The organism is Mucilaginibacter sp. MD40, from assembly GCF_002288635.1.
In the GTDB taxonomy this organism is placed as follows: domain Bacteria; phylum Bacteroidota; class Bacteroidia; order Sphingobacteriales; family Sphingobacteriaceae; genus Mucilaginibacter.
The window spans coordinates 616,988-642,064 of the sequence record NZ_NRSW01000001.1; the positions used below are offsets into that span (position 1 = coordinate 616,988).

Here is a 25,077-nt window from a genome sequence, read left to right on the forward strand (position 1 = left end):
TAAGCCCCTTGTACATGAAAAAAGTTCTACTCTTAATAGCCCTGCCGCTACTGGTTACGATTTGCGCCGCTGCGCAGGATACCACTAAAAACCAACAGTTCAACCTGCATTTCCAGCAAACGGTTATCACCCAGTTTAAGCCATCATTCAGCGCGCCGTATACCGGCACCAACAGCTTGTTGCCCGGTGGCGAAACGCAAAGCTCCATCACTACTACCCTTTTTGGCGGTGCCAGGTTATGGAAAGGTATGGAGGCTTATTTTAACCCCGAAATGTCCGGAGGGGCCGGGTTAAGTAAAACTTTGGGCATAGCGGGCTTCCCTAACGGCGAAACTTTCCGTGTGGGTACCACCGAGCCTAAAATTTACATCGCCCGTTTGTATTTCACCCAAAACTTTGAGTGGGGTAACGATAAGGAATACGCAGCCGATGATGTAAACCAGTTAGCCGGTCTAAAAAGCAAACGCTACCTTAAAGTTACAGTAGGTAAATTTGGCATGGCCGATTTCTTTGACATCAACGAATTTAGCCACGACCCGCGCTCGCAGTTCATGAACTGGAGTTTAATGGATAACGCGGCCTGGGATTACCCGGCCAATACCCGCGGCTATGTGCTTGGCGCCATGGCCGAACTTGGTCAGCCTAACTGGGCACTGCGCTTTGCTTACACACTCACTACTACCACAGCTAACGGCTCCATATGGGATGAGCGTATTGGCCGCGCCAACACACAAACTTTAGAATACGAGAGGCGCTATACCCTGGGCAGCAGCGACCAGAAAGGCACACTCAGGCTATTAGGTTACCGCAACAATGGTAAAATGGGTTCGTACAGGCTGGCATTGAACCAAAACCCGACAGCGCCTGATGTTGACGCTACGCAGGCTTACGGCCGCCATAAATATGGTTTTGGCATTAATGCCGACCAGTACCTTACCAAAAACTTTGGCGTATTTGCCAAAGCCAGCTATAATGACGGTAAAACCGAAACATGGGCTTTTACCGAGATCGACCGCTCGATAAGCCTGGGTGCGGTATGGAAAGGCGGCTCATGGCACCGCGACGATGACGAGCTGGGCCTGGCCTTTGTAGGCAACGGTATCTCTAAAGATCATCGCGATTACCTGGCGGCAGGCGGATATGGTTTTATTATTGGCGACGGCCAACTGAACTATTCGCCAGAGCTGATAGCCGAGCTTTATTACAAGGTGAACGCCTACCAGCACAAGGTATGGCTATCGCCCGATTACCAATTTATAGAGCACCCTGCCTATAACCGCGACCGGGGACCGGTTAACGTATTTTCGCTCCGGGCGCACGTAGAGTTTTAATTAAACCGTTGAAGATATATCAAGTCTGACACATCATGAAGAAGATCATCACCGTTATGAAGAAGATCATCACCGTTGTTTTACTGCTTATTACCTCGCCTATTTTTGCCCAAACCGGTAACGACCTTACTAAAGCGAAGATTAGCTTTGAGCTCAAAAACCTCGGTATAAAAACCGGTGGAACCATTGATAAGGTACAGGCCGATATAACTTTTGACCCTGCAAACCTTAATGCCGGTAAAATCACCGCGGTTGCCGAGGCGGCATCCATCAATACCGATAATACCATGCGCGATAACCATTTGCGCAATGAGGATTATTTTGATGTAGCCAAATATCCAAAGATCACCATGAACTCAACCGCGTTCAGGAAAAAAGGCAACGGCTTCATAGGTGTGTTCAACCTTACTATTAAGGACAAAACAAAAGCTGTTGAAGTGCCCTTCACGTATACCGCGCTCAATGCCGGGCACCTGTTCAAGGGTAGTTTCAAAATTAACCGTCGCGATTTTGGTATCGGTGGCAGCAGCATGACCATGAGTGATGAGGTAACCATTAATATTGAAGCCGAAACAGGCAAATAATAACGTTTTTTTAACACTCGAACGCGCGGTTTTATAGTAACTTTATGCTATGAAATTGCGCGTTCTCATTTTAATAAACGCCGCCGCGGTTGCCATTACCCTATCGGCCGTTAACTATTACTTCCAGCACAAGTGGTATGATATGATGATCACCTTCCTGGTCACCTTCATTACCAGTTACCTGGTGTTCTATTACCTCATCGAAAAATACATCTACTCCAAGATCAAGCTTATTTATAAGCTCATTCACAATCTTAAACTGGGCCGCGACCTGCGCGACGCGCTGGGCGAACATGTTACCGCCGACCCGATTAATGATGTGGAGCAGGAAGTAAAAGAATGGGCGCGCCAGAAAAAATCAGAGATCGACGACCTGAAAAAACAGGAAAAATTCCGTCGTGATTTTCTCTCTAATATCTCCCACGAGTTTAAAACCCCGCTGTTTGCCATACAGGGTTATATTGAGGCCTTGCAGGACGACGAACTTGAGGACAAGGAAATGGCCATGCAGTTCCTGGAAAAAGCATCCAGGAATGTGGATCGGCTGAGTTATCTCATTAATGACCTGGATGAGATCTCCAAGCTCGAAAGCGGCGAGATCCCTATCAATTATACCCGCTTTAAGATCAATGACCTCATCAAGGAAGTATTTGAATCGCTGGAATTAAAGAGCAAACAGCACCGTATTAAGCTCACCTTTAAACAAAAATATGACGAGCCCATATTTGTAAATGCTGACAGGGAAAAGATAAGACAGGTGTTAGTGAACCTCATCGACAACTCTTTCAAATATGGGCGCGAAGGCGGGCATACCGCGGTAAGCATGTTCCCCCTGCATGATCAGGTTTTAATTGAAGTAACTGATGATGGTATAGGCATAGAGGAAAAATATCTTCCCCGACTATTTGAGCGTTTTTTCCGTACAGATACCAGCCGCTCAAGGCAAATTGGCGGCTCCGGGCTTGGTCTGGCTATTGTTAAACATATTATTGAAGCCCATCAGCAAACCATTAATGTACGCAGTACAGAAGGTTTAGGGTCTACATTTGGCTTCACTTTAGAGATGAGTAAGCAAACGCTTCCCTTCGCCAATATACCTGTATTAAAAAGTTAACATTAACTTAACATAGCAACCGTACCTTTACACAAATTTAAAGCGTAAAATGTCACTTAACAGTATATTCCAGTACTTTGTACCGAAGGACAAAAAAACCTTTTTCCCCTTATTTGAACAGGCAGCAAGCAATGTGGTAGCCATGTCAACCGTTTTGGTTGAGGCGGTTAACTCTACCAACCCTGCCACCCGCGAAGAGCTTTTCAGGCAGATTGATAAGCTGGAGAACAAAGGTGATGAGCTAACCCACCAGGTTTATCTTGAATTAGGAAAAAATTTCATTACCCCGTTTGATCGTGAGGATATCCACACACTGGCTACTGCCATTGATGATATTGCCGATTATATACACGGTGCGGCCAACCGCATGAACCTGTATAAGATTGATGATTATAACGAGCATATTAAAAAGCTTTCTGAACTGATCCTGCAGGCGGCTAACGACCTGGAGAAAGCCGTTCGTGAGTTGAAAGACCTGCGTAACGTACGCGCCATTGCTGATTCATGCATCCGTATCAACAGCGTGGAAAACCAGGCCGATTACGTGTTTGACCGTGCCGTTGCTGATCTTTTCCTTTATGAAACCGATGCTATCCGTTTAATTAAATACAAGGAGATCCTGTCGGCATTGGAAACCGCTACCGATATGTGCGAAGACGCGGCTAACGTAATGGAATCAATATTAATCAAAAACGCGTAAGTAAATGGTTACTACCCTACTTGTTGCCGTTGTTGTACTTGCACTCCTATTTGATTATACCAATGGCTTTCATGATGCGGCTAACTCTATAGCCACCATCGTATCAACCAAGGTGTTAACGCCTTTCCAGGCGGTATTACTTGCAGCAGTATTTAACTTCGCAGCATATTTTTTTATTAAAGACCACAAGGTAGCCAATACGGTTGCCAAAACCGTTCACGAGAACTTTATTACCCTGCATGTGGTATTAGCGGGGCTTATAGCGGCCATCAGCTGGAATTTAATTACCTGGTGGTTTGGTATACCATCCAGCTCCTCGCATACGCTTATTGGTGGCTTTGCGGGTGCCGGTATCACCAATGCCTTGTTCCTGGGCAAACACGCCTTTGAAGCCATTAACTCCCACTATGTATTAACCATTATCGCTTACATTGTACTTGCCCCGTTCATAGGCTTGTTCATTGCTTATATGGTTACCATTCTTATACTACACATTTGTAAACGCGCTAAACCCGCCACAGCCGAGCGCTGGTTCAAACGCCTGCAGCTATTATCAGCCGCCGCGTTAAGCTTTGCCCACGGCACCAACGATGCGCAAAAAGTAATGGGTATATTATATGTAAGCCTTATTGCCGCCAAAATTATTGGCAGTGGCGCCGAAATGCCCGACTGGATACCGCTGGCCTGTTATTCGGCCATTGCATTGGGTACCATGTCTGGTGGTTGGAAGATCGTGAAGACCATGGGTTCAAAGATCACTAAAATAACCCCGCTGGAAGGCGTTGCCGCGGAAAGCGCGGGCGCTATTACCTTATTTATTACCGAGCACTTTGCTATCCCGGTATCAACCACGCACACCATCACCGGCTCTATCATCGGGGTTGGCTTAACCAAGCGTGTATCAGCCGTACGCTGGGGTGTTACCATTAACCTGGTTTGGGCATGGATCATTACCATACCTATATCAGCCGTTATAGCCGGCCTGGTGTTCTGCTTGGTAAGGCACATTTAAAGCACACTCAAAACTAAAACCATAGCAAATTGCTGCCACCTGTTGGCAGCAATTTTGCTTTAAAGCCATTTATGAAAAAAATCCTTTTACTTATCCCTTTTATTTTTGTTGGTTTTAGCAGCTGTGATACGCTTAACCAGGTAGCCCAAAGCACGGTACAGCAATATGGCAACCCCAGCCAGCTGGAAATAAGCAATGGCTTAAAACAGGCGCTTGAATTAGGTACCGATAAAAGTTCAGACCAGTTATCGGCTGTTGATGGCTTCTTTAAAAACGCGGCTGTTAAGATCCTATTTCCGCCTGAGGCGCAAAAAGTGGAGAGTACATTACGCAGCATAGGGCTTGGCAAGCTGGCCGATAATGTAATACTTTCACTAAACCGGGCTGCCGAAGATGCTGCAGGCCAGGCAAAACCGATATTTATTAACGCTATTAAACAGATGACCCTGCAGGACGTTACCAATATCCTGTTGGGCAGGCAGGATGCCGCTACACAATATTTTAAACGTACTACTACCCAGCAACTGTCGGCAAGCTTTAAGCCTGTTATCCAAAATAGCCTGAGTAAGGTTGGCGCTACAAGGTATTATAGCGACGCAGCAGCAGCCTATAACCGTATACCGCTGGTGACCAAGGTAAACCCTAACATTAGTGATTACGTAACGCAAAAGGCTATTGATGGCTTATTTGTGGTGATTGCCCAGGAAGAATTGAATATTCGGCAGAACCTGTCTGCGCGCACCACGCCATTATTGCAAAAGGTATTTGGATATTACGACAGGAACAAGCGCTAATACCTCTAAGCTTTTACCGGAACTGTATAGCTAACTTTACAGTTTCGGTTATACCTGCGGAATTGGACAACCATGCAGGGCCGCTTTTAACCAGGTTAATGGCTTTATTATCGGCGGCTTTACCCAAGCCGCTGATCACTTTGAAATTGGATAAGGCACCTTTGCTATCAACCGTAAATTGCAGCGTAACCGTGCCGGCCACACCTGCTAAACGCGCGTTCTGATCGAGATAACGCGCATAGGCCGGTATACCAATAGTTGGTTCGGCTTTGCGGTTAGCCGGTTTAGCAGCGGCCACCACTACTTCAGCGAGGCTACTGTTAATAGGCTCCAATTCTACTTTTATGCTGTCGCCATTTTTGGCACTCAGCGTCTTACTGTTATAGCCTAAAAAATTAACCGTAACATCTTCATTTGCTTTTGAGCGCCGAAGTGAGAAACGGCCGTTTGCATCGGTTTGCGTGGCTGAAGCTTGTCCGGCTATTTTTACCGTGGCACCGGGGATGGGCGAGCCATCCGCTTTATCCAGCACTACGCCGCTTAGCGCAGGCGGCAAGTTCGCTGCTAAATAAGCCGCGTTGGTACTGCGGGCATCTGGTTGTGTATATCCTGCTCCCTCCGCGCGACTTAACACGGTTACCGGCTGGGAAGCAGTTTTGTTAACAGCCACATGAGCGCCGCCTAAAATAGTGTCTATCCGCGGCTTGATTGTAGCCAATGTACCTGCCGGCTTTTTATCAGCCATTTCCGCGGAATAAAAACCGTTAGCAGCAACGCTATCCGCTTTTTGGGTGGCTACAACCGGCGGCATTACTATCGCCATTTGTTTGGGCTCCACGGGTGCAACGGGCATACTGTTTTTTTCCTTTTCGGGCTGAGCGGTTGGGACCCTGCTGATCGTGATATCAGAGTCAGGCTTGGCTACAGGCGCTATAGAAGGCTTTTCCTGGCTAACCAATAGCTCTTTTTTTGTATCGCCAGGCCTGTCGCCCTTATAAAAAAACAACCCGGCAATAATAACAAAGCCCGTAACCGAAGCAGCTATGGCAACTACCGGCCAGGGTATCAGCTTGCGGGTTGGCCGCGTCCCTGATATCCGTTCCTGCAGACGACTTTGCAACCCACCAAGCTCTGGTCCATGATTAGGCGTATCGGCATACCCTTCCAGCGCATCCATCAAAAAAGGGTCGGCTTGTGCCTCCCGCTCCAGCTGGTGCATGGCTTCGGGGCTCAGTTCTCCTTTCAGGTACTGCTGTATTTTTAATATGTCGGTACGTTTATCTTTCACCGTTCTTCTCCAAACAGATCTTTAAGTTGCGTTTGCCATTCTGGATATAACTTTTTACCTCGTTCATGCTAAAACCCGTTTCGTCAGCAACTTCTTTATAGCATTTCTCTTCCAGATAAAATAATCGAACGCTTTGCTGTTGTGCAGGCGTTAACTTCTCCATGCAACGCTCAAGTGCCTGCATAGCTTGTTCTTTGTCTTCCGTATCAGGATGCAAAACCGGGGTAAATTCCATAAAATCTTCCATACCCACTGTTTCCATTTTTTTTCCGGCTCTTAATTGCATCAGGCAGTAATTACGGCTTAACACGTACAGCCAGCTCCTGAAATGCTTTATTTCATGCTGATGCACTTTCCGTACCAGCTCTTCAAATACTGCCATTACCGCGTCGCTGGCCGCCTCTGCATCTTTAAGATACTTTAACGCCACACCATAAACCAAAGGCATATAGGGCTCATATAACTTGCCCAGCAGCTTAAGGTCGCGGGTATCGCAATAGGCTTGAAGCAGCTGTTCATCGCTGTTATCTTGTGGTTGTGCCGGCCGTTTAAAAAATCTCATTAAGACAGATGCTGCAAAATAATTTTTTTAAGTGGTTTATGAAAATACGCTGTTGCTTTCCATATATCATTCGTCAGCGTTTAAAGAATCAAAATCTGCAGCTGTAGCGTTTGCTGCCTGGCCTGCGTAATTACATTAACTTAAACTCCAAAAGCACATGAAAAAATTATTACTGTTACTTATTCCCGCAGTATTTTTATTTGCCTGTAAGAAAGACAACACCTTACCCCGCACGGAAACCACCACATCCGGCAGCAAATGGGGCATCAGGATAGGGAGTTCGGCTGCGGAGGTATATACCCAGCTACAGGCATCAGCAAAACAGAATAATTTTGAAAACGTAGATGTTCCCGGCCAAAAACTAACCTTTAACAAACCGGAGGAAATACAGCAGCGATATAAGTTTTACGGCATGATCAACCTGCAAAAGGGCACTGATGGCGCTTCCATAGTTTATGACGCGGATAAAGTAACCTATATTACCGGGGCGGTGCCATCACCTGTAACAAAATGGCCGCAAACCGAAGCTGACGGATCTGCCGTAATTGGGAACGAACCGGTGGATAATATTTATAACAAACTGCTGGCCATATACAAACTGCCTGCTTATACAGATTATACCATTACACTTGCTTATAAATTACTAAATAAAGGCTTTGATCCTGATATGGGTAATTATAACGAATGGTCGTTTTATATTTTTAAAGACATAAAACCCGGACTAATAGGACGTAATTACGTGAGGCTGATATTCAGCAATGGAAAGCTTAAACAAATCATTACCGAATACAATGAGTTTGAGGTTGTTAATACCAATCAATAATTAGCCGGGTCTTGCCCAAAGGTTTTAGTAAGCAGCTGGTACAGTTCAGGGTGTTTGGCCTGTAACTGTTCCGGTTTCTCAAAAAAGTATTCCGAAACCACAGCGAAGAACTCCGCCTCATTGGTGGCCCCGTAGGGATTAATGTCAGAATGCCCTGACTGGATACGTCCTATCTCCTGGTGCATCATCTGCACCCAGGGCTTAATGTATTCGTGCGGAAGAAAACCTTCGGGAATGCCATCTGTAGCACCGTCGGCTTTATCCAGCAGGTGCACAAACTCATGTATGCCGGTATTTTCCTTGCCGCTGTTTTTAGAAAAGCCTTTTTGCAATGCCGCACGGGAGAGTATCATTTGCCCATTCATATAGCCGCTGCCCACCATACCCATAATATTGCGCTCGTCGCTGTTCTCAAACTGATAGTCCTTATCAAACGTATCTGGATAAAGCAATACATTGGTAACATTACGGTAGCTCCAGTCTTTAAACCGGAAAATGGGTATTACCGCGCTGGCAGCGATCATCAGCCGGTCGGTATCAGTAATTTCGAGGCCAACACCTTCAATGTTTACAGCATCTAAAAACTGCTCAATCTTATCTACAAAATAAGCCTTGTCATCAACGGAAAGGTTATTATAATAATCAATATGCTGCGCCAGTAACGCCTTTTGCTTATCGTTAAGGATATGTTGTGTAAGGCCGCCACGCTTCCTGCGCCGGGCATTGAAAAGGGTATAGCCAACCAGCAGCACCACTATTATTACTACAAATATCATACTGCGGGCGCTGTTATTTTACGTCATAATTCACCACTACGGTAGGTAGTAGGGTAGCATCATTCAATGGTATCTGGTCGCGGGCAATGATGGGTTTACGGCGTTTGTAAAAATCGTAAGCAGCCTTTTGCACCTCGGCTACACCGGTTGCAGGCGCATTGTAATTGATTGAGAAAGGGATGATAAAATCATGAAACTTCTCTTTATCGGGAATGATCCACTTTTTGGTTGATTTCTTTAGCGCCTCAATAGCCGGCAGGGTGATCAGGTAATCATCAGCGTAATAGATCACAATTTTTTGCACCACGCCGTTTACATCAGCGGTAAATTTCAGTACTGCTACACCGGTAGCTTTTTTGGCAATAATGTCATGACCTACCATTAAGCTATCCTTAAAAAAGCGGGTCATTACCGGGGCGCCACCCTGGAAAGGGAAAGCCAGTTGCTGCTGCGCGCTGCAATACAAAGAGCTGAATATGCAGGCAATAAAAAGTAGTTTCTTCATTTATTCTTCTTTTGGCTGGCGCTTGGTGCCTTCGTACAACTCGTACTCAAACAAACGGCAGTCCAGCTTACCGTTGTAGAACTCAATTTTACGGCTGGCCTTTAATCCGATCTTTTTAGCCAGATCGGGGTTGCCGGTGAAAACGTAACCATTGTAGCCCAGGCACTTCTTTTTAAGGAAGTCGCCAATACGCTTGTAAGTGATCTCCAGCTTGGTATGGGTGCCTAAGCGTTCACCATACTCGGGATTAAACATCACCACACCTGCACCTTCTGGCACTTCGGTTAGTTCAAAGTCACAAACGTCAAAATCGATCAAATGTTCTACACCCGCGGTATTCGCGTTGCGGCGGGCTATATCAACGGCATCTGCAGAAATATCTGTCGCGATAATTTTAAAGTTTACTGCCTTTTTAGCTTTATCCTTCAGTTTACGGCGTTCTGTAAAAAACACCTGCTCATCATACCCTAATATGTGCATAAAGCCATAATTCATGCGGAACAGGCCCGGATGCTTGTCTGTAGCCAATAACGCCGCTTCTATGGCCAGCGTACCTGAACCACACATGGGGTTAATGAAGTGGCTGTTCCTTTCCCAGTTAGTAGCCATAATGGTTGATGCGGCAAGGGCTTCCAGCATAGGCGCTTTACCGGGTATTTTACGATAGCTGTGCTTGGCAAGTGTTTCGCCGGAGGTATCCAGGAAAACGTCGGCCTTGTTATCCTGCCAGTAGAGGTGTACTACGGTTTTATTTACGTCGGCACCGCTGTTAGGGCGAATACCTTTTTTATCTTTTATACGGTCAACAATGGCGTCTTTAACTTTCACATTGGCAAACAACGGCGTGGTGATGTGCTGGTTGTTTACATTAGAGGTTACCGAAAAATAACCTGTAAAATCTATCAGCTCTTCCCATTCTATTTTAACCAGTTCGTTGTACAACTCCTGCGGATTTTCAGCTTCAAAGCTTTTTAACAGGTACAATACCTGGCTGGCGCAGCGCAAGTTGAGGTTAAGCGGGATAGTGTCAGTAATGGTGCCCTGGAGCTCAACACCTGTAGGGAAAACACGCGATGGCTTGTAACCAAGCGCTTCAACCTCCTGCTGCAAATAGGGCGACAGGCGTTTGTTACAGGTAATGATGATCTTACTTTGTGTGTGGAAAACTTGCATAATTATTTCGCGAATTTATGAATTAAATACGCCGCTATTTAATTTGAGGTTATTAACTTTACATTTTAATCATTTTTCTGAAATCATGGAAGTTAAAGGCAAGGTACACGAAGTATCGGCAACCCAACAGGTAACCGAGTCGTTAAAGAAGAGAGAACTGATTCTCGAATACATCGAGAACCCGCAATACCCTGAATATTTAAAATTTGAAGCTATACAAGACCGCTGCAACCTGCTTGATAACGTTAAAGTAGGTGATGATGTAGAAGTGTTTTTTAACCTGAAAGGCCGCCCCTGGACAGACAAAACAGGTAAAAAATCATATTTCAACTCTCTGCAGCTTTGGAAAATTAACGCACTTGGTGGCGCTGGCAGCAGTTCATCACCTGAGTACGCTGCTCCGGCCGACATCAGCTCTACGCCTGATGACGATGATCTGCCATTTTAATTAGTTCGCAGTTTTGAGTTTGCAGTAAGCAGACCAACGAAATAAAAGAAGCCCTTCTGATTCAGAAGGGCTTCTTTGTTTATGCAGTATAATCAATCTAAAAGATGTATGCTGGCTTAATTCAACATTTTGGCTGAAGCCATTGGAGTTTGTTTGTTTACCGTTGACTGAAGTCAACGGCAATGATATCGCTTATCTTTTTCGCTAAGGTTTGGCTAACAATGCATGCGTTTACCGTTGACTGAAGTCAACAGTAATGATATAGCTTAGCTTTTCGCTAAGATTTGGCTAACAATGCATGCATTCATTGCCGTCGGCTTCAGCCAACGGTATATATGTTTAGCTGATGCATATTTACTTTTCTTACCGTTGACTGAAGTCAACGGCAATGATATATTTAGCTTTTCGCCAGGGTGTAGTTAACCGAATATTTTCCAAATCATTGCCGTCGGCTTCTGCCAACGAATTATAAGCTATTCTTTAACTATCTTCTTCAAACTCACTTTGCTGCCTTGCTTTACCTGCAGGTAATACAACCCATTTACCGGCAAAGCGAATTTCCGGCTGTACGCTAAAGCAGCAGTTTTATCCGCCCAAATAATACTACCGGCATGTCCGTAAAAGGTAATTTCCTTTTGCCCTGCCGATAGAAAGTTTAAATTCAACAAAGTTTTCCCTGTAGTGAATTCGTACCCCATGTTAAGATCGGTAAGGAGGTCCGCGGCTTTGCTTACGCCCGATATAGCCACCAATTTTTCAGCTGATGCGTTGGTAACAGTATAGTGTATATCAGTAACGATGCCGTCATTATCGGTATTGGTAAAATTGAAATTCTGACTGTTAGCTGTGAGTTTAATTAAATGGTTAGGCCTGTTTCCGGGCAGTGGAACCATATCCATCTGCGGCAGGTCAGTATCTAAGTGATAAGTAAAGGCACTGTCGGCTCTTAGTCGTTTTATACTTACACGTTTTTCGGCTGCGGGCGCATCTTCGTTAGTACGTACAATATTCCGCTCAATAACAATGGTTTTCTGGTTATTATTCTGCTTAAGCATCATACCTGTATTGGCACCTGGTGTTGGCGGAGGTACAGGCGCATCCTTAATGGCAGCCAGTACATCGGCACGTTCTGCCGTGCTTAACACGCTTATAGCCTTACCATTTACCATGGTATCACCATTCATGATCCTGATATCAATACTTTTACGGGTCTGTGCCAGCACAAATGGCGGCAATGCCATGATCAGTATTAAACTGATGGAAAAAATAAACTCGAAGCCGTATTGTATTGGTCTTTTCATTGTGTTTACGGGTTAGCATGACAAAGGTATAAAACCATTATCAACCAATATCTTAAATCCTCGGTAAACATTTGTTAAAATTTGTTAAAAGCATTTTTAACACTCCAAAATCAGATAATTTTGTTACTGCATGAAAAAGAAAAGTATAGCACTGATTATTGGCTTGATGGGCTTTGCCCTGCTTGGGGTAGTGGCCATGCAGTTGTACTTTCTGCGCCAATCGTACCAGATGCAAACAGAGATGTTCAACCAATCGGTTAACGAAGCGCTCAACAGTGTGGTAACCAAAGTTTCCAAGCAGGATGCCATCAACTTTATTAATGCTAAAACCCAGCGCTCGTTTGCCTTCAATAATATGGATAAGCGTAACGAGATCAGCATCAACGGTAAAAAAATATCCCCCCAGGATTCGCTCATCGCTAAAACAACCAGTAAGCGCCAGCGTAAACTGGCCATGCTGCGCGATAGCCTGCGCCGTATGATACTGCACAAGAAGCAGGACGACGAAATTAACGCGCTGATGCAGCAGGGATCAGTAAACCTGCGTATACGTATTGAAGAATATACCGATGAATTTGGCGACGTGCATGGCCGCTTTATACCCGAAATTGTTAAAGGCCCTAAGCCGGTAAAACGCAAGTTGCATAAGTACGATACCTTATATGCTACCTACATCGACCCTCAGTTTGGCAAACAACTTATTGCTGCACCACAGCTTAATCCGCTTTGGGTACGCGAGCAGCAACGCCTGCAAAAGGAACGACAGTTAGCACAGATCAAGAAGATACTCGCGGCCGATTCTATTGCCAACTCTCCAAATGCCAAGCAATCATCAAACGTAATTGAGAACATTGCCGAGGAGTATCGCAAGTCTGACGAACCCCTGTACAAACGCCTTAACATTTTTTGGATCGATTCGTTGCTTCGGTTTGAGCTGCATAACCGTGGTATATTCCTGCCTTTTAGCTACGAAGTGGCTATGGCCAATAAGGATTCGCTCCTGTTTTCTAAAGCGATGGACATGAGTGGCGAAAAACCCAAATTTGTGCCGGCCAATACTTACCAGAAAACTATTTTTAATAACGAATTACTTACCGACCCGGGGAAAATAAGGGTATACTTTCCGCAGAAAGAATCATTCATCCTCGGCAACATGACGGCCACCATGGGCACTACCGCCGCGTTGTTGTTTGTGCTGATCTTTTGCTTTGGCTACACCATATTTTCCATCATTAAGCAGAAAAAGGTATCGGAGATGAAGATCGACTTCATCAATAACATGACCCACGAGTTCAAGACTCCTGTATCAACCATCATGATCGCGAGTGAGGCTTTGAAAGATGAAGAAATAGCAGAGGATAAGAATAGGGTAGCCCGCCTGGCTAACGTGATTTACGAGGAAAATGCCCGCCTGGGCAGTCACATAGAGCGGGTACTGAACATTGCCCGTATCGAGAAAAATGATTTCAAACTGGATAAGAAACCGTTAGACGTAAACGAGCTGATCTCCGTTGTACTGGATAGTATGGCGCTTAAGCTGCAAAAGTGCAACGCGGTTACTAACCTGCACCTTGACGCCCAGAACCCTATGATACTGGCTGATGAGCTTCACTTTAGCAATGTTTTATACAACCTGATAGATAACGCGGTGAAATACAGCAAAGACGTGCCCGAGATCACCATCACCACATTCAACAAGAATAACGAACTGGTAATTAAAGTTGCCGACAAAGGCATAGGGATGAGCCGCGACCAGCAATCAAAGATATTTGAACAATTTTACCGTATACCCACCGGCAATCTGCACGATGTAAAAGGCTTTGGCCTGGGTTTAAGCTATGTAAACACCATTGTAAAAAGGTTGGAAGGTGCTATCAGCGTACGTTCTGAAAAGGAAAAGGGATCTGAGTTCGAATTAAAATTTGCCGCGGTGTAACAACTTTGAGAGTCCATAAGTCCGATAAGTGAGGGAAAATTTGTAAATCCTTACTTTTCGGGCTTCCGGACTTACCGACTAAAGAGAATCATGAAGAAAATACTACTTGTTGAGGACGATCCAAACCTTGGGCTACTATTGCAGGATTATTTGCAGCTAAAGGGCAAATTTGATGTTACCCTGTGTAAGGATGGCGATGAAGGCCTTAAAGCTTTTACCAAACAAGCGTATGACCTGGTGATACTGGATGTAATGATGCCAAAAAAAGATGGCTTCACACTCGGTAAGGACATCCGTAAAGTGAACGCTCAGGTACCCATTATATTCGCCACAGCCAAGGCCATGATAGAGGATAAAACCCAGGCCTTTAACCTCGGTGGCGACGATTACATTACCAAACCTTTCCGTATTGAGGAACTGCTATTACGCATTAACGCGCTGCTTAAACGCGCGGAGCAAAGCGATAAAAAAGAGGATAACAGCCCTTCGCAATTTAAGCTGGGCAGTTATAACTTTGATTATACCACACAACTCATTTCCAGGGGCGATGCCATACAGAAACTATCAACAAAAGAAGCCGAACTTTTGCGCCTGCTTTGTTTGAAACGCAATGAAGTACTCACCCGCGAAGAAGCCCTTTTAAACATCTGGCACGATGACAATTACTTTAACGGCCGCAGTATGGATGTATTTTTAAGTAAAATACGCAAGTACCTTAAAGACGACCCCGCCGTTGAGATCATTAACGTACATGGCCGGGGGTATAAACTGCTGATCAATTAAGCGGATTTTTCTTCTATCCCTTGTGATGGTGAGTTTGTCGAACACTAACTAACCACGCAAAAATATGCCTTTGCCAAGCTCAGGCTGGCACCACTATCCGCACTGTCATTTCGAACGATAATGGAGAATTAATATGCTCTGCAGGGCCCGTGTATCTATAATATTCGGATTAGATATGCGGAGCAAGTGGGAGAAGTCAAAGTAAATATATTTTGATTTATCAAAATATAATCTCATATTCAGCTTTATAAGGAATAACCACCTTAAAGCTACTAACCTTATCACGAATTATGACTACGCTAAAAAGTAGCCATGTCATCAAAGCAAAACCTTTTTTGCGTTGGGCTGGCGGTAAAACCTGGTTATTAAAACATTTGACTAACGTCAAAAAATATGATTTTAATAACTATCACGAAGCATTCCTTGGGGGTGCAGCAACTTTTTTTTATTTAGAACCTAAAGGCCATGCATTCTTATCCGATCTTAACAAAAATCTTATAGAGACATATAATGTAGTTAAGACTGATGTAGAAGATGTAATTAAAAGATTGAAGTTATTTACTAACGATGAACAATCTTATTACAGGATAAGAGAATCAACCTACGAAAGTCCGGTAGAAAGAGCTGCCCAATTCATTTACCTTAACCAAACCTCTTACAATGGTCTTTATAGGGTGAATTTAAAGGGGAAATATAATGTTCCTTACGGATTTAGAAAGAAAATGTACATAGTAGATGACAATTTAAGAAGAGTTAGTCTTTCACTTCAAAATGCTAACATATTCTCCGGAGATTTTTCATCTGTGCTATGCAATCTCAAAGAAAGGGACTTGGTTTTCTTGGACCCTCCTTACACCGTATCTCATAATAATAATGGTTTTATTGAATATAATGAGAAGATCTTCTCATTAAACGATCAAATTAGATTGAGCGAAATGATTGGTGCTATAAAAGAAAAAAACGCCTTTTACATATTAACTAATGCTGCTCACAAAACAGTTGATAGCATTTTCGAAAGAGGAGATCAAAAATTTGAATTAACCCGAGGTAACGGAATAGGTGGCCATAAAGCCCAAAGAGGACAAACAACTGAGTATATTTTTACTAATATAAAATTATGAGCGAAGATTTACGATTACGATTATTTGATCATTTAGTTAAAGACCAGCAAATATCAAGCATTCTGCGTCAAAAAAAACTTGAGGTTTATAAAGAAAGTCATAATAATGATTCACCTTCTTTAAATGATAAAATATTAAATGGCTGGGAAGTTGATACGATTCTTAAATCGAAAACGAAAATATTTAAAGCCAAAGAAAGTCACGTAGCATTTGTAGATAAAGTTTGGTCCTTATTTGCGCAGCTTGGATTTTGTACAATGAACGCTGAAAGCTTTAACTTATATTTTGATAAAAAAGACGAATCTTTAACACATTTTGTTGACATTTTAGCTAAAGACGATGAAACGATTTTGCTCATAACATGCAAATCATTTGAGAAAAATACAAAATATGATTTTCTCAAAGACTTAGAAGATCTAAAGCTTAAAAAAGCCGGTATCCTAACATCCCTTTACTCGTTATTTCCTGGTTCAAAACCCAAGATCAAATGCATATTTGCAACAAGAAACATTGGTATTGATGAAGCTAGCAATAATGCGTTTGAAAGAACTGACATAGTTCATATTTCAGAGGATATTATAGATTACTATTATTCTTTGCAATCTCAACTCGGAATTGCAGCTCGATATCAGCTTTTAGGTTCCTTGTTTGCTGGACAAGAAGTGCCCGACTTGTTAAACAAAATCCCAGCCATTGAAGGTAAGATGGGTGGTCACACTTATTATTCTTTTTCGATTGAGCCTGAAAAACTTTTGAAAATTGGCTATGTCTTGCATAGAAACAAAGCAAATGAGAACATGATGCCAACCTATCAGCGTTTAATAAAGAAACATCGTCTAAAAGAAATACATCATTTTATTGATCAAGAACATGGATATTTCCCTAATTCTATAATAATTAATATAGTATCAGACAAAAGCAAAGATCTACGATTCGAACCAAGTAGCGGTCAGATTGATGGAGCTATTTCTAAAATTGGTACGCTTCATCTCCCTAAAAAATATCGTTCAGCTTATATTATTGACGGTCAACATCGCCTTTATGGATATGCCAACTCAAACTACAAAAACACGAATACTATACCAGTCGTTGCTTTGGTAAATTTAGATCGTTCCGAACAGGTTCGGTTATTTATGCAAATCAACGAAAATCAAAAGCCGGTTTCAAAAGATTTACGAAACACTCTCGACGCTGATTTACTTTGGGACTCAGACAGCTACATCGATCAAATTAAAGCTCTAAAATCTCGAATAGGCATTAGATTAGGAGAAGATAGAAATTCCCCATTTTTTAATAAGATTTCCATAGGTGAAGATAAAAAACTGATTTCCACCCAACAAATTTCAATTGCTTTAGCAAAAAGCGATTTCATTGGAAAAGTAAAAGCTAAACAGATTGAAAAGGAAGGAACCTTTTTTTCTGGAAATCTAAATCGAGCATATAATAATATATCCGATTTCTTAATACGGTGCTTTGATTACATAAAAATAGGTGTTGGTGATTTATGGGATCAAGAAGGTAATATTATAGTAATCAACAAAGGGTTTTATGGTATAACAATGATTATAAATGACTGCGTAAACCATTTGAAAACGCATCAAATAATTGACAATAACACGTCCCCGAAAGACATATTTGATGAATTGAAGGATTACTTGAACACCATAATTACATTTTACAATAACATAGAAGAAGAAAAAATAAATGAGTTAAAATCCGCTTATGGAATGCCAGGGGACGCCAAATATTGGAGAACTTTACAGATCGCACTAAGAAAAGATTATCCAGAAATCCATTTTGAAGGCTTGGATGATTACATAAAAAAGGAAGAAAAGGAAAATAACGAAGCTGCATTTAAATATATACGAGATATTGAGAATACCTATTTAAAAAATGTGGTTAGGCAGCGGCTAGAAGATGAATACGGAAAACAGTGGTTCAAAAAAGGTGTGCCTGAAAAAATTTACTCGGATGCAATTGCTTTAGCTGCCAAAAAAAATCGAGAGATTGATGACGAAGAAGATGAGAAACAACCGTGGGATCAATTACATCTAATAGACTATCGAGAAATAATTCTTAAAAACTGGCAAAATTTATTTGAGAAAACGTTTACAAAACCTGGAGAAGAAAAAATATCAGGCGGAAAAGAAGCTAAAACAAAATGGCTAGTTGAACTGAACAGAATTAGAAATGAAAATTCCCACACATATTATGTAACTGGTGACGAATTATCTTTCATTGAAAGCATTTATGATTGGCTATCTAATTCAGAAGCCTAACTACAAAAAGATTAATCGTACTTGCTCGCATATAGTTTGACTACTTTTGGTGTCAATGCTCGCTATCAATAACCGCATTGCAGTAAAGCAGGTACGAGTACACCTGTAAGAATGTTAACGCACGCTTTTAAGGCAAAAGTTCCTTTGTGATAAAAGTTGTCGTCTATAGTCTATTTTCGAACCAGATCATCCATAAACCGCAACACCGCATAGGTAGACAATTGGCCGCCCGGTCCGTTAATGTTATAATCGAAGCCATGTGTAGCCCAGGGCAGCCTAAGCCAGTAGTGGGGCACACCGGCCTGCTGTAATTTCTGATTGAGCCTGCGGCTGTGTTCGTAAGCCACCAGGGCATCATTCTTCCCATGGATAATAAGCGTAGGTGGCACCGAGGCGTCCACAAACGATAAAGGCGAGCTATTCACATATTGTTTCGGTACGCTGCTATAGGTGCCCCCAAGATACCTTTCCATCACCTTCCGCGAGTCCATGATCAGCGGGTTAGAAGGTGCTGCATATCCCCATACCATATCAGCAGGGCCATAGAAGTCTATAACACCGGCAATGTGCTGGTTCTTTAGCGTATAGCCTGCCACCAAAGCGATCTGCGCCCCTGCCGAACGGCCGAGCAAAACAAATTGGTTAGTATCAATAGATAGTTCGGCAGCGTGCGAACGCAGGTATTTAAGCGCATTCTCCACATCCTCAACAGGCGCTGGGCTTTTCCACATCGGCGCCATGCGATAATTTATGGAAGCTACGTTGTAACCATTAGTAGCCAATAAGCTATTGAGCTCCGGTAATTGCTGCGAGTCGCCACTGCTCCATGAGCCGCCATGAATAACGATGACGCAAGGCCGCCTATTAGATTTAATCTTACTTGGATAGAAGTCCAGGGTTAACGAGGTGTCTGTGTATTTAATGTAAGTATGTTGAAAGTGATCTGCTTCGGATGTTTTAGCAAAAAACTTTGCTATGGAAAATGGCTTACCTATTCCTCGCTTAGCTTTAACAAGAAATACTTTATCGAGATTGCCACTCAATTTCCCGGAGATTCGAGAAGCCTGAAAAATTGGAAGGATAAATATGAAGAAGGCTATTGCACTGATGATAGTACCGGTGATAAAAGCCTTGTCTTCCCGTCGCCCCGAAGCCAATACGATCAGCGCTGCCAGCGCAAGCACCCAGCAATACTCGCCGGCGATAACCGCAAGTAACCACAAATGGTACTCCGGTGCGGGAAACAGTATCAGCAAAGCGGTTAATAGCAGTAGGATGCTCAATATGAATCGGATCATTTTGCGAAGTTAAGGCTATTTCTTTGGCAATGTTAGCGAAGCATTTGCCTCCAGACAAGTTTCAAAAATTCTCGCAACGCAAAAAAGCCTTCGACTGTTATCCAGTGAAGGCTTTNTCTTTTTCCTACTTAACCATCCTCAACACTCCTTCAAAAAACAACCGCTTAACTCTCCGTGAAGCGGGCTGCAAAGGTGCAAATTTTTAGTTTATATGTCAAGTGAAAAATTCACTTTTCGTTAACTTTTTTTATTTGCCTTGCTTTTCAAAAAACAACCGTCCTTCGTTTTGGACGGGATACAAATGTACACCGAAAAGGTTCTTGCCTCCAAAGAAAATTTAAAATAATTTAAGCATCCACTTAAGTTACTCACGCACAGCAACAAACAGCACCATTTAACGGCCCGTTTATACTGTGTTTATATTAAAATCACATCGGCTGGCAACTAAAAACATCGCCAAAAACGCATGAAAACGGCATTTTATGGTTACTGCATCATATCAATCAGCCCAAATAGCGCTTAATTTTTTCCGTACTTTTGGTGTTATATATGGCAAATCATACTTTTCCGGATAAGTTTTTAGAGAACCTGGCTGCTGAACCGGGCTTCGACAGGGAGAATTTCATCCATGCGCATGCATCAGAAAGCGCCCCAACCACTATCCGGCTTAATCCTTTTAAACCATCCAACACCCAAACCGACGCCCAAGTGCCCTGGTGCGCCGAAGGCTTTTACTTGAACGAGCGCCCATCTTTTACGTTCGACCCGCTCTTTCATGCCGGTGCGTACTATGTACAGGAGGCATCGTCCATGTTCATAAGCCATATATTATATACTATAAGGGGGAATGATACCGACCCATTGCGGGTGTTAGACCTTTGCGCCGCCCCGGGTGGTAAAAGCACGCTGCTTAATTCGGCACTGCAGAGCAACGATCTGCTGGTGGCAAACGAGATCATAAAAACACGCGTACCTATATTAATGGATAACCTTACCCGCTGGGGTACCGCCAATACGGTGGTAACCAACAACGACCCGCGCGACTTTGCCCCGCTTAAAGGTTTTTTTGATGTGATACTGGTTGACGCGCCCTGCTCAGGGTCGGGCATGTTCCGTAAGGACCCCGACGCCATGAACGAGTGGAGCGAAGCCAATGTAAACCTTTGCCACCAACGGCAGGAACGCATACTGGCCGATATTTACCCCACCCTAACCGAAGATGGCTACCTTATATATAGTACCTGCTCTTACTCGCACCAGGAAAACGAGGATATTTTAGATTGGTTGTGCAGCACCTTTGATATGGAAAGCATCCGCATACCGTTGAGAGAGGACTGGGGCTTGGTAGAAAGTCAGTCGGCCACGGCTAAAGCCTGGGGCTACCGCTTTTACCCGGGTAAGGTAAAGGGCGAAGGCTTATTCGCAGCCTGCCTGCGCAAACGCGAGAACAGCGGGCAAAGCAATTATAAAAGTAACGCGCAGCAAAAGCTCCCTGCCAAAGAACTGGACATCGTGAAGGCCTATGTTAATAATGCCGACGACTTTTACTTTTTTAAGGTGAATGACGACTGGTTGGCCATTAACCGCGAACACAAGGAAAGCCTGAACGCTTTACACCGGCACCTGTACATAAAAAAGTCGGGCACGCGTTTGGGCAAACTGGCCGGTAACGACCTGATACCCGACCATGAACTGGCCCTGAGCATATATATAAATAAGGAAGCTGTGCTATCAACCGAATTAAGTAAAGACCAGGCCATACAGTACCTGCGCCGCGATAACATGGATATAACGCCAACCGGCAAAGGCTGGAGCCTGATGACCTACGAAGGCCTCGCGCTGGGATGGGCCAAACTGCTGCCCAACCGTATTAATAATTATTATCCAAAGGAGATCAGGATAATGAGTACCCCCCTGACCCACAACCCCCTAACCCCCTGAAGGGGGAACAGGAGCGCTTCTTATTTATTCTTTTTGTAGAAATCCTCTAAAGCATCTTTATACTCCTCGCGCGAGAATAGGTCGCTGATACGCAGGAAAGCTTTATAATTAGTAGTGTAAGGAAACGCAAACTTGGCCGACTCGATCTTGGAATCGTCCGTATTGAACTGGTTGAGCAGCGTAATGAGCTGATCAATGCTGATGCCTTTATCCTTAACGCCGGCTTTAAGCACCGCGATTTTCTCCGCATCAGTATTTTGCTGCTGCATCTCACGCAATATAGCCTTAGCCTCAGCTGCAGACATAGCCTGCTCCGGGTGTTTTATTTTTTGGATAAATGCAGCAGGTACAGGCTTAACGGTGGCGGCACCTACATTTGCTGCCGCTGATGCTAAGAGGATAAGGATGAAGAGTTTTTTCATTTCGGGGTATTTAAAGTGTTGAAGGTAAAAATAAATTGTAAGGAGAGCAATAATCAAATATTATTCAAAAAATCCGAAATGTCGGTTTCGCCAGTGTCGCCCGTCAATTCAACCGTCTCAAACTCATGCCAGGTTGGATCTTTTATGGAGAAATGCTCATCTATTATGGAAGGCAAACCCCACTGCTCTGCATAGAACCAAGTACCATCAATAAGTTTTTGCCGGATTTTCACTTCGATATTGGCAATATTAATACCGGTGCTATTTGCAAATACCACATGATTAAAGGTTTTATAGTTCCCGCTATCGCGATAGAGATAACATAGCTTGATGTTTTGCACTTGACAAAATTATAGCTCAGATAATATTTGTCAATCGGGTATAAGTGAACTATGAACGAAACCGTCCATTATGAACTTTTAGAAATTCAACATCAGGGAAAAACTTTTTGGGTTCGATAAGGGGTTGCCCATCATAAACTGCGAAGTTGTTATTGATACTTAAAATATCGGCACCCTTTAGTAAGCTGGGCGAAACTTTGATTTTGAGGTCTGTTGTAATCGTAATTAATCCTCTATCAAAAGCCTTATCGTGCAAGGCGTTCAAGGCAAGGCCATTTCTTGGGTTAAGGCGGTTACCCGCATCTTCACTCCAGGGAAGTATATGGCTTGCAACAAGCAACTCTGGTACATTAATGCCCGTTATACAACAACGATCATCAAAGTTACTCAACACCATTTTCCTGAAAGCCGTTTGGTTTAACCTCACCAAAACCTGCCTTGTGGCTTCCCTTCCCTCCATAATTTCGGGCTCTTTTAAGTCTACAGGGTTTAACGCCTCAATACTGGTATGCTTTTTTTGGGCGAGTAACTTCTCGCTTTCAATAAACTGCTCGTCCCAATTGTTTACATATTCCTGCCAAACTTGCCTATCCAGTTTACTTACATTTTCCAATCCCTTTATACCACGAGCCTGTAAAGTAGGGTCGAAACTGGCGAAGTTGCCAAGTTTACGGGCAACAGCGCTTGGCGACCGGCCGATAATAGCGGCCAGTTCCTGCACATCTTTATTACTGGCATGCATTTGCCCGAAACGGATCTTGCTATACAGATTAATAGTAAGGATTAGTTGCTCCCGTGTCCAGAGGGTTTGGCCCGCTTTCATGAATTGTTACTTTTTATGAAGTTATACAATTTATCTGTTATAATCGCTGTCCCAAATCCGTTCCGTTATAGTTTCCAAAAGCGTTCCACACGGAACGGGCACCTAAAGTAAGGCATAAGCTGGTTATCAGCCAATTACAACGGTTAACTCAACAAAGCAACGCAAATAGTAAATTTGCAAATCATTCATTGTCAAAATGTTCCGTTTGTTTCATTATGGTATATACTCCTTGGTGGAACGCATGGTGTATGGGGTAGCAATGAGGGCATCACCAAACGCAATTTTAAACGAGAACTATTACTCATTTGCACATCCGCATATCTGCACATCTGAAATTAACTCTTCTTCCTTTTACTCTTAAAAAAATCCTTAATGAGTTGGGAGCATTCGTTCTCGTGGATGCCGGAGGTGATGAGGGTTTTGGGGTGGGTAATGCTTTGGTTTAGTCGGCCAAAGCCCATGCGGGTGTCATAGGCACCAAAAACTATGCGGCCTATCTGGAACCAGTAGCTGGCGCCGGCGCACATTACGCAAGGCTCAAGGGTTACATACAGCGTGCACTCGGGCAGGTATTTACCGCCCATATAGTTGGCGGCGGCGGTAAGGGCCTGCATTTCGGCATGGGCAGATACATCGTTGAGTCGTTCTGTGAGGTTGTGGCCCCGGCCAATGATCTTACCTTTGCATACCACCACGGCGCCAATGGGTATCTCATCCTCGGCCAATGCCTGGCGGGCTTCCTTGAGGGCCTCGTTCATAAAAAACTCATCGGGCGATATGGCCGGCTGTTCGTCGTCACCAAAATTGAAGTAACGCATTTAAATTAATTTGCTGCCATTGGGCACAGGTTTATCAATAGCGGCCAGTACAATATCGCCGTTCGCATCGGCCAGGCCGGTAACCAAAAACTCCGACATAAAATTAGCGATCTGCTTTTTAGGGAAGTTCACCACGCCCAGTATCTGCCTGCCGGGCAGTTCTTCCTTGCTGTATCTCCTGGTGATCTGCGCGCTGCTTTGTAAAATGCCTAAGGGGCCAAAATCAACCCGTAGTTTGTAGGCCGGCTTACGCGCCTCCGGGAAATCAAAAACCTCCAAAATGGTACCCGCGCGCAGCTCTACCTTTTCAAAATCATTCCAGCTGATGGTTTCCATAGCTTATGCCCTTATCCTTTTTACGGTTTCTGTTAAATGTGCCAGGTGGTGGTTGCCATGCCAGGCATAAGTAGCCAGGTTGCGTTTCAGTGGTATAACAGCGCCGGTTTCGGGGTGTACAAAGGTACGGTTCCACTGGTCTTCGTTAAAGCTCTCCAACAAGGCCACCAAGTGCTGGTGTATACCTTCCAGCATACGCAGCGAGGGCTCAACCGGCAGGCGGTAGTCGGGCTGTATGGCCCAGGCAGCCTCATCATAAGGCTTAATGGTGGGGTTATCTTCTGTAAGGGCCAGCTTAAAACGGCAAAGGGCGTTCATGTGGCTATCGGCCAAATGGTGCACCACCTGGCGCAGCGTCCAGCCGCCGGTACGGTACTGCGTATCCAACTGCTCATAAGTAAGGCCTAAGATGGCTTCGCGCACACGGCCGGGCAAAATAGCAATCTCATGTATCCAATTGCGGTAGTCCTGCTCGGTGTATGAAACCGGGGCAACAAATTTGCCTATCGGGTAGCGCATCTGCTCATCGGTAAGTATCATGGTGCTGCTCAATTATATTTTAACAAAA

General features: G+C 43.8%; 26 protein-coding genes. 13 read left to right on the top strand and 13 right to left on the bottom strand.

Annotated features, from left to right (window positions below; translation table 11 throughout):
• Positions 1-14 precede the first annotated feature (14 nt).
• The 6 genes from CKK33_RS02735 (at position 15) to CKK33_RS02760 (ending at position 5,535) form a co-directional block, all read left to right on the top strand.
• On the top strand, positions 15-1,331 hold the full coding sequence (locus CKK33_RS02735) for a carbohydrate porin (protein WP_095702637.1): 1,317 nt from the start codon (positions 15-17) through the stop codon (positions 1,329-1,331).
• A gap of 35 nt (positions 1,332-1,366) precedes the next feature.
• Entirely contained in the window at positions 1,367-1,915 is a 549-nt protein-coding gene (locus tag CKK33_RS02740; protein ID WP_095702638.1) for a YceI family protein, read from the top strand.
• Positions 1,916-1,964: 49 nt separating this feature from the next.
• Positions 1,965-3,029 (top strand): cell wall metabolism sensor histidine kinase WalK, encoded by a 1,065-nt coding sequence (locus tag CKK33_RS02745; protein WP_095702639.1) that lies wholly within the window; start codon positions 1,965-1,967, stop codon positions 3,027-3,029.
• A gap of 49 nt (positions 3,030-3,078) precedes the next feature.
• Positions 3,079-3,729: a DUF47 domain-containing protein gene (locus tag CKK33_RS02750; RefSeq protein ID WP_095702640.1), complete on the top strand. Its 651-nt coding sequence runs from the start codon at positions 3,079-3,081 to the stop codon at positions 3,727-3,729.
• A 4-nt stretch (positions 3,730-3,733) separates the two neighbouring features.
• Positions 3,734-4,741, top strand: coding sequence for an inorganic phosphate transporter (locus CKK33_RS02755; protein ID WP_095702641.1), 1,008 nt, complete (start codon positions 3,734-3,736; stop codon positions 4,739-4,741).
• A gap of 71 nt (positions 4,742-4,812) precedes the next feature.
• On the top strand, positions 4,813-5,535 hold the full coding sequence (locus CKK33_RS02760) for a DUF4197 domain-containing protein (protein WP_095705724.1): 723 nt from the start codon (positions 4,813-4,815) through the stop codon (positions 5,533-5,535).
• 13 nt (positions 5,536-5,548) lie between these two features.
• Here CKK33_RS02760 and CKK33_RS02765 read toward each other — a convergent pair whose 3' ends face one another.
• Together CKK33_RS02765 and CKK33_RS02770 are read right to left on the bottom strand one after the other, a co-directional pair.
• The gene (locus CKK33_RS02765) at positions 5,549-6,823 is read right to left on the bottom strand and encodes a carboxypeptidase-like regulatory domain-containing protein (RefSeq protein ID WP_095702642.1); all 1,275 of its coding nucleotides are present in this window, start codon (positions 6,821-6,823) and stop codon (positions 5,549-5,551) included.
• Complete coding sequence (locus tag CKK33_RS02770; protein WP_095702643.1) at positions 6,813-7,385, bottom strand: RNA polymerase sigma factor; 573 nt, start codon at positions 7,383-7,385, stop codon at positions 6,813-6,815. Before CKK33_RS02770 ends, CKK33_RS02765 begins: the two co-directional genes overlap by 11 nt.
• A 157-nt stretch (positions 7,386-7,542) precedes the next feature.
• Between CKK33_RS02770 and CKK33_RS02775 the strand changes: the two genes are divergently transcribed.
• Positions 7,543-8,208 (top strand): hypothetical protein, encoded by a 666-nt coding sequence (locus tag CKK33_RS02775; RefSeq protein WP_095702644.1) that lies wholly within the window; start codon positions 7,543-7,545, stop codon positions 8,206-8,208.
• On the opposite strand, the gene CKK33_RS02780 is transcribed toward CKK33_RS02775, so the two are convergent.
• Genes CKK33_RS02780 through CKK33_RS02790 form a run of 3 tightly spaced genes read right to left on the bottom strand, consistent with a single transcriptional unit; the run spans position 8,202 to position 10,662 of the window.
• Positions 8,202-8,984: a zinc-dependent peptidase gene (locus tag CKK33_RS02780; RefSeq protein ID WP_095702645.1), complete on the bottom strand. Its 783-nt coding sequence runs from the start codon at positions 8,982-8,984 to the stop codon at positions 8,202-8,204. The two genes, CKK33_RS02775 and CKK33_RS02780, sit on opposite strands and share 7 nt — an antisense overlap.
• 13 nt (positions 8,985-8,997) lie before the next feature.
• On the bottom strand, positions 8,998-9,489 hold the full coding sequence (locus tag CKK33_RS02785; RefSeq protein ID WP_095702646.1) for a hypothetical protein: 492 nt from the start codon (positions 9,487-9,489) through the stop codon (positions 8,998-9,000).
• Complete coding sequence (locus CKK33_RS02790) at positions 9,490-10,662, bottom strand: class I SAM-dependent RNA methyltransferase (protein ID WP_095702647.1); 1,173 nt, start codon at positions 10,660-10,662, stop codon at positions 9,490-9,492.
• 85 nt (positions 10,663-10,747) lie between these two features.
• Between CKK33_RS02790 and CKK33_RS02795 the strand changes: the two genes are divergently transcribed.
• Positions 10,748-11,110: a DUF3127 domain-containing protein gene (locus CKK33_RS02795; protein WP_095702648.1), complete on the top strand. Its 363-nt coding sequence runs from the start codon at positions 10,748-10,750 to the stop codon at positions 11,108-11,110.
• Positions 11,111-11,583: 473 nt separating this feature from the next.
• Here the strand turns inward: CKK33_RS02795 and CKK33_RS02800 are convergent, their stop codons facing one another.
• A complete protein-coding gene (locus CKK33_RS02800) occupies positions 11,584-12,411 on the bottom strand; it encodes a T9SS type A sorting domain-containing protein (protein WP_095702649.1) in 828 nt (275 codons plus the stop codon).
• Between the two features lie 130 nt (positions 12,412-12,541).
• Between CKK33_RS02800 and CKK33_RS02805 the strand changes: the two genes are divergently transcribed.
• The 4 genes from CKK33_RS02805 to CKK33_RS02820 all read left to right on the top strand — a co-directional run bounded on the left by CKK33_RS02805 (position 12,542) and on the right by CKK33_RS02820 (position 18,530).
• The gene (locus CKK33_RS02805) at positions 12,542-14,347 is read left to right on the top strand and encodes a sensor histidine kinase KdpD (RefSeq protein ID WP_095702650.1); all 1,806 of its coding nucleotides are present in this window, start codon (positions 12,542-12,544) and stop codon (positions 14,345-14,347) included.
• A 90-nt stretch (positions 14,348-14,437) separates the two neighbouring features.
• Entirely contained in the window at positions 14,438-15,130 is a 693-nt protein-coding gene (locus CKK33_RS02810) for a response regulator transcription factor (RefSeq protein ID WP_095702651.1), read from the top strand.
• A 290-nt stretch (positions 15,131-15,420) separates the two neighbouring features.
• Positions 15,421-16,251, top strand: coding sequence for a Dam family site-specific DNA-(adenine-N6)-methyltransferase (locus CKK33_RS02815; RefSeq protein WP_095702652.1), 831 nt, complete (start codon positions 15,421-15,423; stop codon positions 16,249-16,251).
• Positions 16,248-18,530, top strand: coding sequence for a DGQHR domain-containing protein (locus CKK33_RS02820; RefSeq protein ID WP_095702653.1), 2,283 nt, complete (start codon positions 16,248-16,250; stop codon positions 18,528-18,530). The genes CKK33_RS02815 and CKK33_RS02820 overlap by 4 nt, the downstream gene beginning before the upstream one ends.
• A gap of 170 nt (positions 18,531-18,700) precedes the next feature.
• Here the strand turns inward: CKK33_RS02820 and CKK33_RS02825 are convergent, their stop codons facing one another.
• Positions 18,701-19,828: an alpha/beta hydrolase gene (locus CKK33_RS02825; protein ID WP_095702654.1), complete on the bottom strand. Its 1,128-nt coding sequence runs from the start codon at positions 19,826-19,828 to the stop codon at positions 18,701-18,703.
• Positions 19,829-20,377: 549 nt separating this feature from the next.
• Here CKK33_RS02825 and CKK33_RS02830 point away from each other — a divergent pair.
• Positions 20,378-21,769 (top strand): RNA methyltransferase, encoded by a 1,392-nt coding sequence (locus CKK33_RS02830; RefSeq protein WP_095702655.1) that lies wholly within the window; start codon positions 20,378-20,380, stop codon positions 21,767-21,769.
• 20 nt (positions 21,770-21,789) lie between these two features.
• Here the strand turns inward: CKK33_RS02830 and CKK33_RS02835 are convergent, their stop codons facing one another.
• The 6 genes from CKK33_RS02835 to CKK33_RS02860 form a co-directional block, all read right to left on the bottom strand.
• A complete protein-coding gene (locus CKK33_RS02835; RefSeq protein ID WP_095702656.1) occupies positions 21,790-22,191 on the bottom strand; it encodes a DUF4476 domain-containing protein in 402 nt (133 codons plus the stop codon).
• Between the two features lie 53 nt (positions 22,192-22,244).
• Positions 22,245-22,532: a hypothetical protein gene (locus CKK33_RS02840; RefSeq protein ID WP_095702657.1), complete on the bottom strand. Its 288-nt coding sequence runs from the start codon at positions 22,530-22,532 to the stop codon at positions 22,245-22,247.
• Positions 22,533-22,581: 49 nt separating this feature from the next.
• Entirely contained in the window at positions 22,582-23,355 is a 774-nt protein-coding gene (locus CKK33_RS02845; RefSeq protein WP_095702658.1) for an HNH endonuclease, read from the bottom strand.
• A gap of 335 nt (positions 23,356-23,690) precedes the next feature.
• Positions 23,691-24,173 carry a nucleoside deaminase gene (locus CKK33_RS02850; RefSeq protein ID WP_095702659.1) on the bottom strand — a complete coding sequence of 161 codons (483 nt, stop codon included), beginning with the start codon at positions 24,171-24,173 and terminating at the stop codon, positions 23,691-23,693.
• Positions 24,174-24,509, bottom strand: coding sequence for a tRNA-binding protein (locus tag CKK33_RS02855; protein WP_095702660.1), 336 nt, complete (start codon positions 24,507-24,509; stop codon positions 24,174-24,176). It abuts the gene before it with no gap.
• Between the two features lie 3 nt (positions 24,510-24,512).
• On the bottom strand, positions 24,513-25,049 hold the full coding sequence (locus CKK33_RS02860) for a YfiT family bacillithiol transferase (protein WP_095702661.1): 537 nt from the start codon (positions 25,047-25,049) through the stop codon (positions 24,513-24,515).
• Positions 25,050-25,077: the final 28 nt, after the last annotated feature.